The organism is Nocardia vermiculata NBRC 100427 (assembly GCF_001613265.1).
Classification (GTDB): Bacteria; Actinomycetota; Actinomycetes; order Mycobacteriales; family Mycobacteriaceae; genus Nocardia; species Nocardia vermiculata.
On the sequence record NZ_BDCA01000006.1, the window covers coordinates 91,687 to 109,252 of the forward strand.

A 17,566-nucleotide genomic window follows, 5' to 3' on the forward strand; every position below is an offset into this window, starting at 1 on the left:
TTCGGCTGTCCGGACCACACCGGCACCGCGTCGGCCGGGCCCGTGCCATCGGTTCTCGGCGCGGGCCGTAAAATGGTCCGATCGACCGTCACGGGAACCGATCGGGCCGCTGACGCGTTACACAGTGCAGTAGAGACGTTGCCGACAGGCCAGAGAGGACCGCACACCATGGCAGATCGCGTACTCCGAGGTAGCCGGCTCGGAGCGGTGAGCTACGAGACGGACCGCGACCACGACCTGGCACCACGTCGAGTGGCGCGGTACCGGACGGACAGTGGCGAGGAATTCGATGTTCCCTTCGCCGACGAGGCCGAAATCCCGCCGACGTGGCTGTGCCGCAACGGCCAGGAAGGCATTTTGCTGGAGGGCACCACGCAGGAGCCCAAGAAGGTGAAGCCGCCGCGCACCCATTGGGACATGCTGCTCGAGCGTCGCTCCAAGGAAGAGCTCGAGGAGTTGCTGCAGGAGCGTCTGGACCTGCTCAAGACGCGCCGCGGCCGCTGAGTCACGGGATAGACGAATACGGATCGTCCCCCACACCTGCAACGGGTGTGGGGGACGATCCGTATTCGTCAGTGACTGGCCACCTTGCGATACTGCAGCAGCGCCAGCGGCATGGCCACCAGCAGGATCGCCACCGAACACGCCACGGCATATCCCACCGCGTGATCGACGGGCCAGCCGTGCGGCGGCGCGAAGGTCGGCGGTGATCCGTTGTCGAACAGCTGACGCCCGGATGCTGCCACCGCCGTGATCGGATTCCACTCCGCGATCGAACGCAGCGGGCCCGGCAGCGTCTCCGCGGAAATGAACGCCGAGGAGATGAACGTCACCGGGAACAGCCAGATCAGGCCGGCACTCTGTGCGACTTCCACGTTCGGCGCGATCAGACCGGTCAGAGCCCCGACCCACGACATCGCGAACGCGAACAACAACAGGATGGCGAAGGCCAGGGCGGCGTCGGCGACCGAACCGTTGATCCGCCAACCCACGATGTAGCCACAGCCGACCATGACCGCCAGCGCCACCACATTCACCACCGTGTCCGACAGTGTGCGTCCCATCAGCACGGCCAGCCTCGACATCGGTAACGTCCGCATCCGGTCGATGATGCCCTTCTGCAGGTCGTTCGCCAGGCCGACGGTGGTGAACGCGGCATTGAACGCCACCGTCTGGGTGAAGATGCCGGCCAGCAGGAACTCCCGGTACTGGCCGCCGCCCAGTGACGCACCGAAGACATAGGCGAACAGGAATACGAACATCAGCGGCTGGATCGTCGCGGTGACCAGCAATGTCGGCACACGCAGGATGGTGAGCAGATTCCGGTACGCGATGATGGCACTGTCCCGGAACACCCTCACGACGGCGGGTATCGACGCCACCTCGGTGTCCGGCCGGACGGGCGCCTCGTCCGGTTGCCGAGTGGGCTCGGGCGCCGAATCGGTTTCGGCGACTGCCGCTTCCGCAGTACTCACGACATGATCTCCTCTACTGCCTCATCGGTTTCGGGCTCCTCCACCGGTGTCGCCGGGGTTCCGGTCAGCGACAGGAACACATCGTCGAGACTCGGCCGGTGGACATCCGCGTCCTTCACACAGACCCCCGCGTCGTCCAGCCGACGCAATGCCTCGACCATGGTTCGGGTGCCGTCGCCGACCACGATCGACACATGATCGGCGCCCGGTTCGTGAATCGGTTCGCCGAGGCCGACCTGACTCAGCACCGATTTCGCCGGGCCCGGGTCCTGTCCCTCGGCGAGGACGATCGTGAGCCGGTCGCCGCCGATCGACGTCTTCAGCTCGTCGGCCGACCCCCGTGCGATCACCCGGCCCCGGTCGATCACCGTGATCCGGTCGGCCAGCTGATCGGCCTCCTCGAGGTACTGCGTGGTGAGTAGCACCGTGGTCCCGTCGTCCACCAGGTCGCCGATCACTTTCCACATGTCGAGCCGACCTCGAGGGTCGAGGCCGGTCGTCGGCTCGTCCAGCACGACCACGGTGGGACGCGCCACCAGGGCGCCCGCCAGATCCAGGCGCCGCGCCATGCCCCCGGAATAGGTGCCGGCTCGGCGACCGGCCGCATGCTCGAGGCCCAGCGACACGAGGAGCTCGTTCGCTCGATCGGCGGATCTCCTGCGGTCCATGCCGTAGAGGCGGGCCACCATCCGCAGGTTCTCGAATCCGGAGAGATTCTCGTCCACCGCGGCGTACTGCCCGGACAAGCCGATGCGGGTGCGGGCCTGCGCCGGATGCCGGATGACGTCCACCCCGGCGACCCGGACCTCCCCGGCCGTGGGTTTCAACAGGGTGGTGACGATGCGTACTGTCGTGGTCTTGCCAGCGCCGTTGGGGCCCAGCAATCCCATGACGGTGCCCGACGGTATCTCCAGATCGATGCCGTCGAGGACCGTCGCCCGACCGTACTTCTTGACCAGACCCGTGACTTCCACTGCCAGGCTCACAGTGACTCCTCCGTGTCGTCGCCCGCGGCGACTTCCAGTTGTTCGCGCAGGACCGGTCCGACCACGGCCAGCGCTTCCGGTGTCGTCATGCCGGAGTGCCGGCACTGCAGGGCGTGGTCGTGGACGGTGCCGGTCACATACGGCTCCCACGCCTGTGCACAGCGGGCCGGATCGGCGAGATTCACCTCGTCGTCGGCCGCGGTGAAGAACACCACGTCGCCGTCGAAGACGCCGGGCCGGAACCCGTTCGCGAGCACCGTGCCGTTCTCGTACCCGGTGTACAGCCGCTGCAGATGATCCATCGTCAGAGCGGCGAACGGCCCCGGACGGCTGCGGAGCAGTTCCGCGGCCTGGGTGAGGGTGAGTGCCGCATCCAGCCCCTCCTCGGGGGCGTCGGTGCCGAATTCGCCGAGAATGTCCGCCACCGAGGGCATCGCCTGCTCCATCCAGCGGTCCCCGAGCTGATAGCTGTCCATCATCGCCAGCAACGCCACCTGCTCACCGGCCTCCTGCAGTTGAACAGCGATCTCGTGGGCGATCAGGCCACCCAGCGACCACCCCAACAGGAGATACGGCCCCTCGGGCTGAACCGACCGCATATGCGCCACATAATCCTTCGCCGCCGCACTGATCGAATCGTGGCTCTCGGCACCGGTGATGTGGGGTGCCTGCAAGCCGTAGACCGGACGGTCGGCGGGCAGGTGAGCCAGCAGACCCGCGTAGCACCACGACAGGCCGATCGCCGGATGTACGCAGAACAGCGGTGGTAACGGCGACTGCCCGGCCGGCCGGATCGGCAGCAGCGGACGCATGGCGACGGCCAGGGCGTCCTCCGCCGATCCGCCGAGCTGCCGGGCGATACCGGCGGGGGTGGATTCGGCGAACATCAGTTGCACCGGCATCTCGATTCCGGCGGCACGCAGCCGCGCGACCACCTTCGTCGCCAGCAACGAGTTGCCGCCGAGGTCGAAGAAGCCGTCGTCCGCACCGATGGTGGGCAGTCCGAGCACGTCGGCGAACGCGTCGCACACGGCCGTCTCGACCGGACCGGCGGGCGCCCGGTAGCTGTGCTCGGCACCGAACACCGGCTCCGGCAACGCCTTACGGTCCAACTTGCCGACCGGCGACAAGGGCACCTCGTCGAGCAGCATGATCGATTGCGGCACCATATAACTGGGCACCAGACCGGCGACGTGAGTGCGCAGCGACGACGCCGTCGCGGCAGCACCGGTTCGCGTCTTCACATACGACACCAGGGCGGTCGCACCCGCGGTGGTGCGGTGACCGATCGTGGTCGCGAATTCGATTTCGGGGTGCCGTGCCAGCGCGGTGTCGATCTCGCCGAGCTCGATCCGGAACCCACGGATCTTCACCTGATGGTCGGTGCGGCCCACGTACTCCAGTTCCTGCTGTTCACCGCGCCCGACCCACCGGACCAGATCGCCGGTGCGGTACATGCGCTCCCCCGGTGCTCCGAAGGGATTCGCGACGAAGCGCTGTGCGCTCAGCCCCGCACGATCGTGGTATCCGCGGGCCAGCGCGGGCCCCGCCAGATACAGCTCGCCCACGACACCTGCCGGCGCCGGATGCATGCGCCGGTCCAGCACCACCGCGTCGACACCGCGGATCGGCTCGCCGATGACGATCGGACGATCGGGTGCGGTCGGCGGGGAGATGACGGTGACGATGGTGGTCTCGGTCGGTCCGTACACGTTGTACAGATTCCGGCCGGGCGACCAGCGGGCCACCAGTTCCGGCGGCAATGCCTCGCCGCCCACCAGCACGTGCTGGAAGGTGTCGATTCCGGTCGGATCGACGGTGCCCAGCGCGGACGTGGTGATGAAGGCATGGGTGATGCGCTCGCGGCGCAGGAGCCGGCCCAGATCCGCTCCGCCGTACACCCCCGGCGGGGTGATCACGAGAGTCGCGGCGCCACCCAGTGCCAGCAGCAGATCGAGCATGGCCGCATCGAAGCTCGGGGTCGCGAAATGCAGAACTCGGCTGTCCGGTCCCACCGAGAAACGTTCGGCGGTCTCGGCGGCGAAATGCGACAGACCGCCGTGGGTGACCACCACGCCCTTGGGGGTACCGGTCGAGCCGGAGGTGTAGATGACGTAGGCGGGATTCTCGACCCGCACCCGTCCGCGGCGCTCTCCCGGCGCGATCGGCGCATCGGAGGTACGCAGCACGCGTTGCCGCAGCTTCGGTTCGTCCAGAACTGCCCACTCGGAACCGACCGGCATCCGGTCGCGATAGGCGGCGAGCGTGATACCCAGTGCCGCACCGGAATCGGTCAGCATATGGGTGATGCGGTGCTCGGGATAGTTCGGATCGACGGGAACGAACGCCGCGCCGGCCTTCGCCACCGCCAAGGTCACCGCCACCGATTCCACCGACCGTGGGATACCCAGCGCCACCAGTGTTTCCGGACCGACGCCGAGCGCGATCAGCATGCGGGCCAAGCGGTTGGTCCAGCGGTCCAGCGCTTCGTAGGTGATCTGGATCTCGCCACTGCGCAGCGCGACGGCGCCCGGGTCGACCGCCACCGCCGAAGCGAAGACATCGGCCAAGGTGCGCGGCGCACCGGCCTCGGCCCCGCGCACCGGCGACAGGGCCGTCCGCTCGGCCGGGGCGAGCACCTCCAGGTCCCCGACCGGCCGGTGCGGGGCTGCCGCGGCACTGCGGAGCAGCCTGGTGAATCGGGCACCGATGCGCGCGGCGGTCGGGGCGTCGAACAGGTCGCGAGCGAAATTGACCGAGACGGTGATGCCGTCGGGTTCGCGCTGCGCGGTCCAGGATTCGGTGAGGGTGAACTGCAGATCGAATTTGGCGATGCCGGGATCGGCGTCGTGGCTTTCGATGCGCAGATCCGGCAGGTCGAGGGTGCGCACCGGTTCGTTGCGCACCGACAGCATCACCTGGAACATCGGATGATGCGCCCGCGACCGGGCCGGGTTCAGCACTTCGACGAGCCGTTCGAACGGCACGTCGGCGTGGGCGAACGCCTCGAGGTCGGCATCACGCACAGTACGCAACAGGTCGGCGAAGCTGCCGTCCCCCGACACCGGGGTCCGCAGGACCAGGGTGCCGACGAACATGCCGATCATGGCATCCAGTTCCTGCCGTCCCCGGCCCGCGATCGGAGTGCCGACGGTGATGTCGTCCTCGGCGCTCATCCGGTGCAGCAGGGTGGCCAGGGCGGCGTGCAACACCATGAACATGGTGACGCCGTGCTGTGCCGCCAGGGCCTGCAGTGCGCGGTGGGTTCCGGCGTCGAGCGCACAGTCCACGGTGCCACCGCGGTAGCTGGGCGTGGGCGGCCGGGGCCGGTCGGCCGGGAGGGCGAGCAGTTCGGGTATCCCGGCCAGGGCACCACGCCAGTAGTCGAGTTGCCGGCTGGCGGGCGAGTCCGGATCGTCCTCGGCGCCGAGGGTGTCGCGCAGCCACAGCGTGTAGTCGGCGTACTGGACCGGCAGATCCTCCCAGTGCGGTGTCGTGCCGGCAGCACAGGCCCGGTAGGCGGTCGCGATATCGGCGGCCAGTGGTGCCAGCGACCAGCCGTCCATCGCGATGTGATGCACGACCAGCACCAGGACGTGATCGTCGGAAGCGATCCGCAGCAGTTGTGCACGCAGCGGCGCGGTGTGCGCCAGGTCGAAACCGGAGGCGGCGAACGAACCTACCGCCCAATCGATTTCGCCTTCGTCGAGGTCGACCACAGGCAGATCGATCGCGGCCGCGCCGGGATCCAGGATCTGCTGGTACGGTTCGCCGTCGATCTCCGGGAACACCGTGCGCAATGTCTCGTGCCGCTGCTGCAGTGCGTGCAGCGCCGAGCGCAGAGCGTGCACATCCAGCATCCCCCGCATGCGCAGCGCGGCAGGCACGTTGTAGACCCCGGAGGGTTCCGCGTCCGACGAGGCGTCGAACCGGTCGAGGAACCACAGCCGGCGCTGGGCTGCCGACAGCGGGATGCGCGCGGGACGCTCCCGCGGCACCAGTGCCGGGCCGTCGTCGCCGGTGGCGCCGCCCTCGAGCAGCGTAGCCAGTTCGGCGACGGTGGGCGCGCCGAAGACGGCGCGTACCTCGATACCGACACCGCTGGCGGCACGCAGTCGTGCAACCAATTGCGTTGCCAGTAGCGAGTTTCCGCCGATCTCGAAGAAGTTGTCGTCGGCGTGCACCGTTTCCGCGCCGACGAGTTCGGCGACCACCTGCGCGACCAGGTGTTCGTGCTCGGTCCGCGGCGCCCGGCCGGTGGTGGTTACGACCGCCTGTGGTTCGGGCAGTGCGGCGCTGTCGAGTTTGCCGACGGGGGTGAGCGGAATCCGGTCGAGGACCGTCACACTGCCCGGCACCATGTGGGCGGGCAGCCGTTCGGCGACGTACGCCCGGATCGCGTCGGTGTCGACCGGGACGGCCGGATCGGCGGGCTGCACGTAGGACACGATCCGCGCGGTACCGGCGATCTCACGAACCTCGGTGTGCGCGAAGCGCAGTGCCGGGTGGCCGGCCAGTACCTCGGTGATCTCACCGAGTTCGATGCGGAAACCGCGCACCTTCACCTGGTGGTCACTGCGGCCCAGATACACGATTTCACCGTCGGCCCGCAACCGCACCACGTCGCCGGTGCGGTACATACGGGCCCCCGCGGGCCCGCTCGGATCGGCCACGAACCGGGCAGCGGTCAGCGCGAGGCGGCCGTCGTATCCGCGCGCGATCGACCCGCCACCCAGATACAGCTCACCGGGCACGCCCAGGGGTACGGGACGCAGTCGCTCGTCCAGTACCAGGGCATGGACGCCGCGCACCAGTGATCCGATGGTGATCGGGGCACCGACGCGGACCGGGCCCGCGATCGTCACCACGATGGTCGTTTCGGTCGGCCCGTACCCGTTGAACATCTCCCGCCCGGGTGCCCATCGCTCGACCAGATCCGAGCTCAGCGCCTCACCACCGACCATGATGGCGCGCAGGTCCGGGAGCGGCCGGCGCCGATGATCGATGGTGGCCAGGGCGGCCGGTGTCATGAAGGTGTGGCTGATACGTTCGCGTTCCATCAGGTCGGCGAGTTCGTCGCCGCCGTAGATGTCGGGCGGACAGATCACCATCGTCGCGCCCGAGCCGACGGCCAGCAGGAGATCCAGCACGGCCGCGTCGAAACTGGGGCTCGCGAAGTGCAGGGTGCGAGCCTCCTCGTCGACTCGCATCCGGTCGCGGATGTCGTCGGCGAAGTTGGACAGTCCGGCATGGGTGACGGCCACGCCCTTGGGTTTTCCGGTCGACCCGGAGGTGTAGATCAGATAAGCCGGGTCCGAGATCCGGATCGTGCCCGGGCGTTCGCCGTCGGTGACGGTGCGGTCGTCGTGGGCGGCGAATTCGGCGCGTACCCGTTCGTCGTCCAGCGCCAGCCACTCGATGTCCGTCTCCGGCGCTGCCTCGAGCAGCCGGTCCCGGTGCCCGGAGACCGTGATACCCAGGACGCATCCGGAGTCGCGCAGCATATGCCCGATACGCCCGCTCGGATAGGTCGGGTCGACCGGGACGAAGGCCGCACCGGATTTGGTGACCGCCAGTACGGAGGCCACCGATTCCACCGACCGGGTCACACCCACTGCCACCCGGTCACCGGTGCCGATCCCGCGCGAGAGCAGGGCGCGCGCGATCCGGTTGGAATAACGGTCCAGTTCGGCATAGGTGAGTTCGGTGTCGCCGCTGCGGACCGCGATCCGGTCCGGGTGCATCTGGGCGGTGGCGGTGAAGTAGTTGGCCAGACTGCACCGTGGCGCCGGCTCCGGGCCGCGCAGCGGCGCGAAATACGTCCGCTCGACATCGGTGCGAGCATCGATGTCACGCACGAGAATTCGCGGATCGGTGGCGACTGTTTCCAGGACCGACAGCAGGCGCTCGGCGAATATCCGGACGGTCTGTTCGTCGAACAGTTCCGCGGCGTAGACGATCGAGAGACCACCGGTGTCGGCGGGTATGCGGAGTTCGAGGTCGAACTTCGCCAGCGCGATGTCGAGTTCCTCGGCGTGCAGGCGCAACCCCGGCAGTTCGAGGGCGGGCGCCGTGTTGTCCTGCAGGGTCAGCGCGACCTGCAGTGGCGGGCGCGGTCCGCCGTTGCCCCGCCCCAGTTCCTCGACGATGCGCTCGAAGGGCAGGTCCGCGTGGGCAATCGCGGCCAGCTCGCCGTCGCGGTCGGCCCGCAGCTGCTCGGCGAAACTCCGGTCGGGATCGACGTCGGACCGCAACATCAACGTATTGACGAACATGCCGACCAGCTCGTCGAGCCGGGTGTCGGAGCGGCCGGCGACCGGTGTGCCGATCACGATATCGCGGCCACCGGTCACGGCGCGCAGCACGACCGCCAACGCCGAGCGCAGCACCATGAACCGGCTCATGCTCTGGGCCCGCGCCACCGCGTCGAGTCGTTCGGCCAGTTCGCGCGGCAGGTCGAGATGGACACTGCCGGCGCGCTGGGACGGCTCGGCCGGACGCGGCCGGTCGTAGGGCAGCGGCAGTTCCTCGGGCAGGCCGGCGAGGGTCTCGCGCCAGAACCGCAGTTGTTCGGCCGCGGCACTGTCGGGGTCGGTCTCGTCGCCGAGGTTCTCGCGCTGCCACAGCCCGAAGTCCGCGTACTGCACGGGCAGCGGGGTCCACGCCGGTGCCGCGCCTGCGTGGCGGGCGCTGTAGGCGACCATCAGGTCTGCGGTCAGCGGTCCGAACGACCACCCGTCGGCGGCGATGTGGTGAACCACGATGCCGAGCCGGTAACTGTGCGGTCCGGTACGCAGCACGATGGTGCGCAGCGGGATCTCGCGGGTGAGGTCGAATCCCTGCTGTGCCAGTGTGCGCAGTGCCGCGGCAGCGCCCTGTTCGTCGGTGCTCACCGGTTCCGGAACGGGTGAGCAGCTGTCGGAGCCCAGGACCACCTGATGGGGGCCGGCTTCGTCCTCCGGGAAGATGGTGCGCAGCACCTCGTGCCGTTCGGCCAGGTCGGCGAGCGCCGCCCGCAGTGCCGGCAGATCGGGCTCCCCCTCGATGTGCAGCGCGAATGCGATGTTGTAGGCGCTGGATTCGGGGGCGTAGCGGTTGAGGAACCACATCCGCTGCTGCGGCAGCGACAAGGGCAGCCGCTGTGGGCGGGGCCGATACGGCTGCAGCGGCCGGCGCCGGGTCTGCGGCGCGACGCCGAGCTGTGCGGCGACTCCCGCCACGGTGGGCGCCTCGAAGATGGCCCGGACCGGGAGTTCCACCTCGAATTCGGCGTGTAGTGCGGCGGTGAGACGGGTGGCGAGCAGGGAATTCCCGCCGGCGTCGAAGAAGCTGTCCTCGGCCCCGGGTACGGCGTGACCCAATACCGCGGCGAATACCGCGGCGACCCGGCGTTCCAGCGCCGATTCCGGTGCCCGGGTGGGCCCGGCCGTGGTGAACTCCGGTGCGGGCAGCGCCTTGCGATCGACCTTGCCGGCCGGTGTCACGGGCACCCGGTCGAGCACTGTGATCGCGGCCGGAACCATATAGGCCGGCAGCCGTCGCCGCGCGGTATCGAGCACCTGTGCCGGGTCGAGTCCGGGGTCACCGGACACGTAGGAGGCCAGCCGGGCAGCGCCGTGTTCGCCGGTGTGCACGACGGTCATGGCGAATCGGACGCCCGGGTGGTCACGCAGCACATGGTCGATCTCGCGGAGTTCGATGCGGAAGCCGCGGATCTTGACCTGATCGTCGGCGCGACCCAGGAAGCGCAGTTCGCCGGAGACGTCGGTCATCACCAGATCCCCGGTGCGATACATGCGTTCGCCGCGGCGGCCGTGCGGATTGGCGGGGAAGCGGGCGGCGGTGAGCCCGTTGCGGCCGAGGTATCCGCGGGCCAGGCCGGGCCCGGACAGATACAGCTCGCCCGGGACGCCGGGCGGCACCGGATGCAGGCGCTGGTCCAGGACGAACAGCCGCATGCCACGCACCGGCTTCCCGATCGGCACGGGCCGGCCCGCGACCATCGGGGCCGTGGCGGTCGCGGCGACGGTGGCTTCGGAGGGCCCGTACATGTTGTGCATGCGGTGGCGGGCGGTCCAGGTGCGGACCAGGTCCTCGGGGCAGGCGTCGCCGCCCACGATCACGGCCTCGAGGTCGTCGAGCCCGTCCGGGGAGACGGTGGCCAGCGCGGCCGGGGTGACGAATGCGTGGGTGACCTGTTCCTCGCGCAGCAACGTCGCCAGCTCGGCGCCGCCGTAGAGGCCGGCCGGGGCCACGACTATGGTGGCGCCCGCCGCGAAGCCCAGCAGCAGTTCCAGCACCGACGCGTCGAACGACGGTGAGGAGAAGTGCAGGGTCCGGGCATACTCCCCGACCCGGAACAGGTGCCGCTGTTCGTGGGCGAGCGACGCGATACCACCGTGGGTGACCACGACCGCCTTGGGCCGCCCGGTCGATCCCGAGGTGTAGATCAGATATGCGGGGTGGGAGATGCGCAGCGGCAGTGGCCGGTCGGCGTCGGTGACCGGCGCGGGCGACACCCGGGCGAGGTCCGCTGCGAGGGCGTCGGAGTCCATCAGCAGCCAGTCGGCACCGCGCATGCTGTGCCGGCCACCCCGCAGCGGCCGTTGGGGCAGAGCGTCGTGACTGCGGGAATCGGTCAGGCCCAGCAGTGCGCCGGAGTCGTCGAGCATGTGCCCGATGCGATCGGCCGGGTAATCCGGATCGACCGGGACATAGGCGGCGCCGGTCTTGGCGACGGCCCAGATCGCGGTGATCGAGGACAGGCCACGCGGCAGGGCGATCGCGACGACCACCTCCGGGCCCACCCCCTGCCCGAGCAGCACCCGGGCGAGGCGGTTGGATGCCTCGTCGATCTCCCGGTAGGTGGTATCGGCGCCCTGGTAGCGCACAGCGACCGCCTCGGGCACCCGTTCGGCGGTCTCACTCAGCAGTCGCGCCAGGCTCAGCGGCGGGACTCCCGGTGCTCCGGTGATCGGCACCAGATTGCCGACCTCGCGCGCGTCGAGGATCGGCAGGTCACCGACGGGTGTCTGTGGTGCCTCGACCGCCGCATCGAGCAGTCGCACGAACCGTCGCGCGATCGCGGTGACCGTGGCCGCGTCGAAGACATCTGCGGCGTAACCGAATTCGGCGGTGAGCGGTCCGTCCTCGGGTACCGCGGCGTCGCTGTCGTGTACGACCAGCTGCAGATCGAACTTCGCCACGCCGACGTCCATCGGCAGGATGCGCGCACTCAGCCCGGTCAGGTCGACCCGCAGTTCCGGGGTGTTCTCGTAGGACAGCATCACCTGGAACAGCGGATGGCGGCCCGCGTCGCGAGACGGGTTCACCACCTCCACCAGCCGTTCGAAGGGCACATCGGAATTCGCGAAGGCGTCGAGGTCGGTTTCGCGAACCCGGTCGAGCATGCGATCGAATCCGGTGGCCGGATCGACCTCGGTGCGCAGCACGAGCGTGTTGACGAACATGCCGACGAGATCGTCGAGCGCCGGATCCGATCGTCCCGCGATCGGTGTGCCGATTGCGATGTCGCCGGTATTGCACAACCGCGACAGCAGGGTTGCGAGTGCGGCGTGCACAATCATGAAGCTGCTCACGCCGCGCTCGGCGGCCAGCTCGGTGACCGCGCGGCGGGTGTGGGCCGGGATGGTGAATTCGACTCGGCCACCGGCGGTATCGCGGTGGCGCGGGCGCGGGCGGTCCAGCGGCAGATCCAGCTGATCGGGCAGCTCGGCCAACGCGGTACGCCAGTAGGCGAGCTGCCGCGACAATGCGCTGGAGGGATCGGTTTCGTCGCCGAGCAGTTCGCGCTGCCACAGCGCGAAATCGGCGTACTGCACGGGCAGTGGCGTCCACTGCGGCGGCCGGCCGGTGCTGCGCGCGGCGACCGCGGACATCAGGTCACGTGCCAGCGGCGCCACCGACCAGCCGTCACCGCAGATGTGATGCAACACGACCAGGAAGATGTGCCGGTCCGGGCCGGTCGCGTACAACGCCACCCGGATCGGGGCCTGGCTGCGCAGATCGAACCCGTACCCGGCGTATTCGGTGGCCGAGGCCACGGCGTCGTCGTCGGTGGCGACGATCGGGTCCAGTGCGAGCGGAATGTCGGCGGCGGGGTGGATCACCTGTACCGGTCCGGTCGGTGAATCGGGGAAGGTGGTGCGCAGGCTTTCGTGACGTTCGAGCACGTCGACCAGGGCGGCGCGCAACATCTCGACCTCGAGTGGTCCGGTGAGTTCGACGGCCAGCGGCATGTTGTACGCACCGGCATGTTCGGCGAACCGGTTGAGGATCCACAACCGTTGCTGCGCCAGCGACAGCGGCAGCTGGTGCGGCCGCGGGCCGGCCACCAACTTGGGTGAGGCCTGATCGACGGTGTGCTCGCCGACCCGCGCGGCCAGCTGGGCCACGGTCGGCGATTCGAACAGGTCCCGAATGGTGAGCCCGGAACCGAATGCGGCGTTGATCCGGGCCACGGCACGCGCGGCCGACAGGGAATTACCCCCGAGATCGAAGAAATTGTCCTCGACACCCACGGTGTCGCAGTCGAGGACCTCGACGACCAGGGCGGCCAGGTGCCGCTCCGCGTCGGTGCGTGGCTCCACGATTCCGGTGCCGCCGCGGCGGGCCGGCGCGGCCGGGGCGGGCAGCGCCTTGCGGTCGATCTTGCCGTTGGCGCTCAGCGGCAGTTCGTCGAGAACCTGCACGACCGTCGGCACCATGTAACCGGGCAGCACACCACGCAGGTCGGCGACGAGTGCCGCACCGTCGAGGGTGTGGCCGGGTGCGGCCACGGCATAGGCGACGAGTTGATCGCCGTCGGCGCCGGTATGGGCGACGCAGACCGCCCGAGCCACGCGCTCGTCGTTGCCCAGCGCCGCCTCCACCTCACCGAGTTCGATGCGCTGACCGCGGATCTTGACCTGGAAATCGCTGCGCCCCAGATACTCCAGCACCGCGGGAAGCCGGGCGTCCGCCCCGGCGGGCGGGATCGGATCGACCCGCCAGCGCACCAGGTCTCCGGTGCGATACATCCGGGTACCGGGCGTGAACGGATCGGCGACGAATCGGTCGGCGCTCAGACCGGGACGTCCCAGGTATCCGCGCGCCAGCTGGACCCCCGCCAGGTACAGCTCACCGGTGACCCCGGGGGCTACCGGCTGCAAGGCGTCGTCGAGAACGTAGACGCGGGTGTTCCAGATCGGTGCGCCGATCGGGACGATGTCGTTCTCCGGCGCGCACGTCCAGTGAGTGACATCCACCGCGGCTTCGGTGGGGCCGTACAGATTGTGTAGCTGGGTTCGGTCCGCGCTCGTGGATCCGGGACGACGCGCGCCGGGGACGGTGGCGTGGAAATCGCGCACGGTCGCTGCGGGCAGTGCCTCACCACTGCAGAACACCCGGCGCAGCGAATCACAGCCGCGCACGTCGGTGTCGGTGACGAATACCGAGAGCATCGACGGCACGAAATGTGCGGTGGTGACTTCCTTCTCGGCGATGATTCGCGCCAGATAGGCCGGGTCCCGATGACCGTCGGGCGCCGCGACGACCAGGCGCGCACCGATCTGCAACGGCCAGAAGAACTCCCACACCGAGACGTCGAAGGTGGCCGGAGTCTTCTGCAGCACGACGTCGCTGTCGTCGAGGGGATAGCGATGCTGCATCCAGGCGAGCCGGTTGACGATCGACGCGTGAGTGATGCCGACGCCCTTGGGTTTACCGGTCGATCCGGAGGTGAAGATCACGTACGCGAGGTGGCCGGCGCGCAGCGGTGCGTGCCGTTCCGCATCGGTGACCGGCGGCTCGGTCGCGGGATGCACGCCGGCCAGGTCCAGGCTCTGCACGTCTAGGACGTCGACTGCGGGCGGGAGCTCGGTCTCGTCGCGTTCCGCGGTCAGCACGCACAGCGGTGCAGCCTGCGCGATGATCCCGGCGGTGCGCTCGGCCGGATGATCGGGATCGATCGGCAGGTAGGCCGCGCCCGCACGCACGATCGCGTACATGCCGACGATCAGGTCGAGGCTGCGCCGCATCGCGAGTCCCACCACGGTGTCCGGACCGGCTCCACGCGCGATCAGGATCCGGGCGAGGCGGTCGGCGCGGGCCCGCAACTGCTCGTAGGTCAGTGTCTCGCCGTCGAATTCGACGGCGATCGCGTCCGGGGTCTGCTGCGCCTGCGTTCCGAACAGGCCGGCCAGCGTACCGGCCGGCTCCGGCACATCGGTCGAGTTCCACTGCGACAGCACCTGATCGCGTTCGGTATCGGTGAGGCCCGGCAGTGCCGACACCGGAGTATCGGCAGCGGCGACGGCGAAGGTGGCCAGGTAGTCGAGGAATCGTTCGTGGTGGCGGGTCAGTTCCGCAGCGCCGTAGAGCTGAGGATTCGCCTCGAAGTCGAGGTGGATACGCCCGCCGGCGCCGTTGTAGAGGTTGATCGACAGATCCTCGACCGGCCCGGTGGACAGGACGTTCAGCGATCCGATCAGGCTGCCGAAATGCAGTTCGCTGTGGAACAGCATGAGGTTGACCATCGGGCCGAAGAAGCCACGACTGTCGCGGGAGTATCCGCAGTCGCGCCGGATGTCGTCGTGGCGGTAGCGCTGGTGCCGCAGCGCGCCGGTGATCTGCAGTTCCGTCGCCTTCACCACATCGTTGACGGTGGTGGTGGGCCCGATCTGCACCCGGATGGGTACCACGTTGGAGACCACGCCCGCGGAACGACGCAGCGCCACGGTGGTGCGTGCGGACATGGGCAGGCTCAGCACCACATCCGAGGTTCCGGTGGCGGCGCGCACGTAACCGGCCAAAGCCGCGACGACCGGGGCCGAGTGATGGACGTCGAATCTGGCAGCGGCGGCGCCCAGGTCGGTCTGGACCCCGTCACCGAGCATCGCCGCGGCGATCCGGCGGCCCGAGTCCGGCGCCGCGGATGCGGCACCGGACGACGACAGCGTCAGGGTCGCCCCCACGCCGTCGAGCTGTTCGCTCCAGTACTGCTGATCCGCCCGATACCGGCTGGACTCGCGGTATTCCGATTCCCCGGCGTAGAGCTCCTCCAGCCCGGCGGCCCGCGAGACCGTCGGTTCGGTGCGGTTTTCCAGCGCGCTGTAGATCTCGGCGGTGCGGGTCAGCGCATTCATGGCACCGTATCCGTCGATCACGATGTGATGGGCGCGCGAATACCAGATGTAGTCCTCGTCGCCGGTGCGCAGAACGACGTTGACGATGAGCGGTTCGCGTTCCAGATCCATCGGAGTACTGGCGTGCTCGTTCATCCACCGCATCGCGGCCGCATGCGGGTCGGATTCACCGCGCAGGTCCACCCGCTCCCATCCGGGACGGTGCGCCGTGTCGACGACCTGGTGCGGAACACCGTCCAGCTCCATCAACCGCATCTGCCCGACCTGGGTCTCGGCGCCGAAGCGTTCGATGGAATACAGCAATCGGCCGACGTCGAGATCCCCGTGGATCTCGACGTATTGGGCGATGGTGAGCGGTACCTCGGGGCGGATCCGTTGCGCGTACCACAGAGCCGTTTGTGCCGGTGACAGCGCGAAAGGTGGTGCTGAAAATTCGCCGGAAGCACATTGGTCGACACGATCTGTGGCCAATGAACTCATCAAACACTCCGTTCTGCCGCTGTTGACGCAACTCCCCGTGCCCTACTCGCGGCGGAAAAAGGCGCGCCAGCGGTAGGACGTGATCCACGCCCTATGATTCGGAGCATCTGTGCGGCCGGACTGGTAACGATGTGGTTACCTGAAAGCCGATCCGTTTTGTGCCGGCCAGAGCGGCCTACCAGGCGAGCGGATACGTCGCAATCGTGCGATTGCTGTCACTTTGCGGGATTCAGGTACTCAGGTACTCCGAGTTGTGCACTCGCCCTGCGCCGGTCTGCGCTACGCCCCATCACTTCCGTAGCGGCTGTGCCGCGGAGATTACCCCAACACAGCCGATCGAGGGGCGTACCACCACGAGGACGAGCCGATGCGGACCGGGGCGCGGTAAACGCCGATCGGTCAGCCACCCGGTCGAGTAGGTGTATTCTTCCGCGTCGGTCGGCTAGCCACCAGGAGTTCCTCAGGGGTAGGGATGAAGGGCCTCGGCGATGAGCTCCTCGTTGGCGCCCCAACCGTAGCGATGCGCCGCCGGGGTTCCAACCGACCAATGGCTCAGATTCGTTGGCACGATGTGGGTTCGGATGAACGGCGAGAGCCGGGCCAGGCGGCGGTCCTCGGTGAGGTTGGCCCGGCCCTTGACCTCGCGGCGGGTAGGGTTCGTCGTCGGCCGGCCGCGACACCTACAAGAGTCTCGAAGATCCCCGAAATGCGGGACCGCCCACCGCTCGGGTGTGGAAAACCGCACCGGGGGTACTGCGGCGGGTCCTACCGGACCGGGTGGGCGGCACCACTGTGCGCACGCCGCCCGATTCCTAGCGTCGAAATATGGCTATTGCAATGGAATCCACCGACGAGTTGACCGGGGTAGCTGGGTGGGCCGTCGATCTCATGGAGCGGCTCGGCGGGCTGGGGGCGGGCGCAGCCATCGCCCTGGAGAACCTCTTCCCGCCGCTGCCCAGTGAAATCATTCTGCCGCTGGCCGGCTTCACGGCGAGTAAGGGGCAATTCGGGTTGGCGGAGGCCCTCATATGGACCACGCTGGGCTCCGTGCTGGGCGCACTGGCACTGTACGGCCTGGGCATACTGCTCGGCCGGGACCGGCTCCGCGCCATTATCGATCGGATGCCGCTGGTCCAGTTGTCCGATTTCGACCGCACCGAGCAGTGGTTCGCCCGACACGGCGGTAAAGCGGTGTTCTTCGGGCGGATGATCCCGATCTTCCGCAGCCTGATCTCCATCCCCGCCGGCGTGGAGCGGATGCCGGTGGCGCGATTCACCCTGCTCACTACCGCGGGAAGCCTGATCTGGAATTCGGTGTTCGTGCTGTCCGGGTACTTCCTCGGCGAGAACTGGCCGGTAGTGGAAACCTACGCAGGGATTCTGCAGAAGGCCGTGATCACGGCGGTCCTGGTAGCGGCCGTAGTGTACTGCGTACGGGTGTGGACCCGGCATCGGCGGATGCGGCAAGTGAGGATGTGAC

At 68.6% G+C, this 17,566-nt stretch carries 5 protein-coding genes; 2 read left to right on the top strand and 3 right to left on the bottom strand.

The genetic code is table 11. From position 1 onward, the window contains the following. Positions 1-168 precede the first annotated feature (168 nt). Positions 169-504, top strand: a complete 336-nt coding sequence (locus NV2_RS09945; RefSeq protein ID WP_067871284.1) for an RNA polymerase-binding protein RbpA — start codon at positions 169-171, stop codon at positions 502-504. A gap of 68 nt (positions 505-572) precedes the next feature. Here NV2_RS09945 and NV2_RS09950 read toward each other — a convergent pair whose 3' ends face one another. From NV2_RS09950 to NV2_RS09960, 3 genes are all read right to left on the bottom strand, one after another. Then, complete coding sequence (locus tag NV2_RS09950; RefSeq protein ID WP_067871412.1) at positions 573-1,355, bottom strand: ABC transporter permease; 783 nt, start codon at positions 1,353-1,355, stop codon at positions 573-575. 116 nt (positions 1,356-1,471) lie between these two features. Beyond that, a complete protein-coding gene (locus NV2_RS09955; RefSeq protein WP_067871285.1) occupies positions 1,472-2,461 on the bottom strand; it encodes an ATP-binding cassette domain-containing protein in 990 nt (329 codons plus the stop codon). Beyond that, positions 2,458-16,086, bottom strand: a complete 13,629-nt coding sequence (locus tag NV2_RS09960; RefSeq protein ID WP_084474270.1) for a non-ribosomal peptide synthetase — start codon at positions 16,084-16,086, stop codon at positions 2,458-2,460. Before NV2_RS09960 ends, NV2_RS09955 begins: the two co-directional genes overlap by 4 nt. Positions 16,087-16,911: 825 nt before the next feature. On the opposite strand from NV2_RS09960, the gene NV2_RS09965 reads away from it, so the two are divergent. After that, positions 16,912-17,565 (top strand): DedA family protein, encoded by a 654-nt coding sequence (locus tag NV2_RS09965; RefSeq protein WP_067871287.1) that lies wholly within the window; start codon positions 16,912-16,914, stop codon positions 17,563-17,565. Position 17,566: the final 1 nt, after the last annotated feature.

Bases quoted from the DNA above. Each gene is read 5' to 3' on its own strand.
- NV2_RS09945 (WP_067871284.1), top strand. From the start codon at position 169: ATGGCAGATCGCGTACTCCGAGGTAGCCGGCTCGGAGCGGTGAGCTAC.
- NV2_RS09960 (WP_084474270.1), bottom strand. From the start codon at position 16,086: ATGAGTTCATTGGCCACAGATCGTGTCGACCAATGTGCTTCCGGCGAA.
- NV2_RS09965 (WP_067871287.1), top strand. From the start codon at position 16,912: ATGGCTATTGCAATGGAATCCACCGACGAGTTGACCGGGGTAGCTGGG.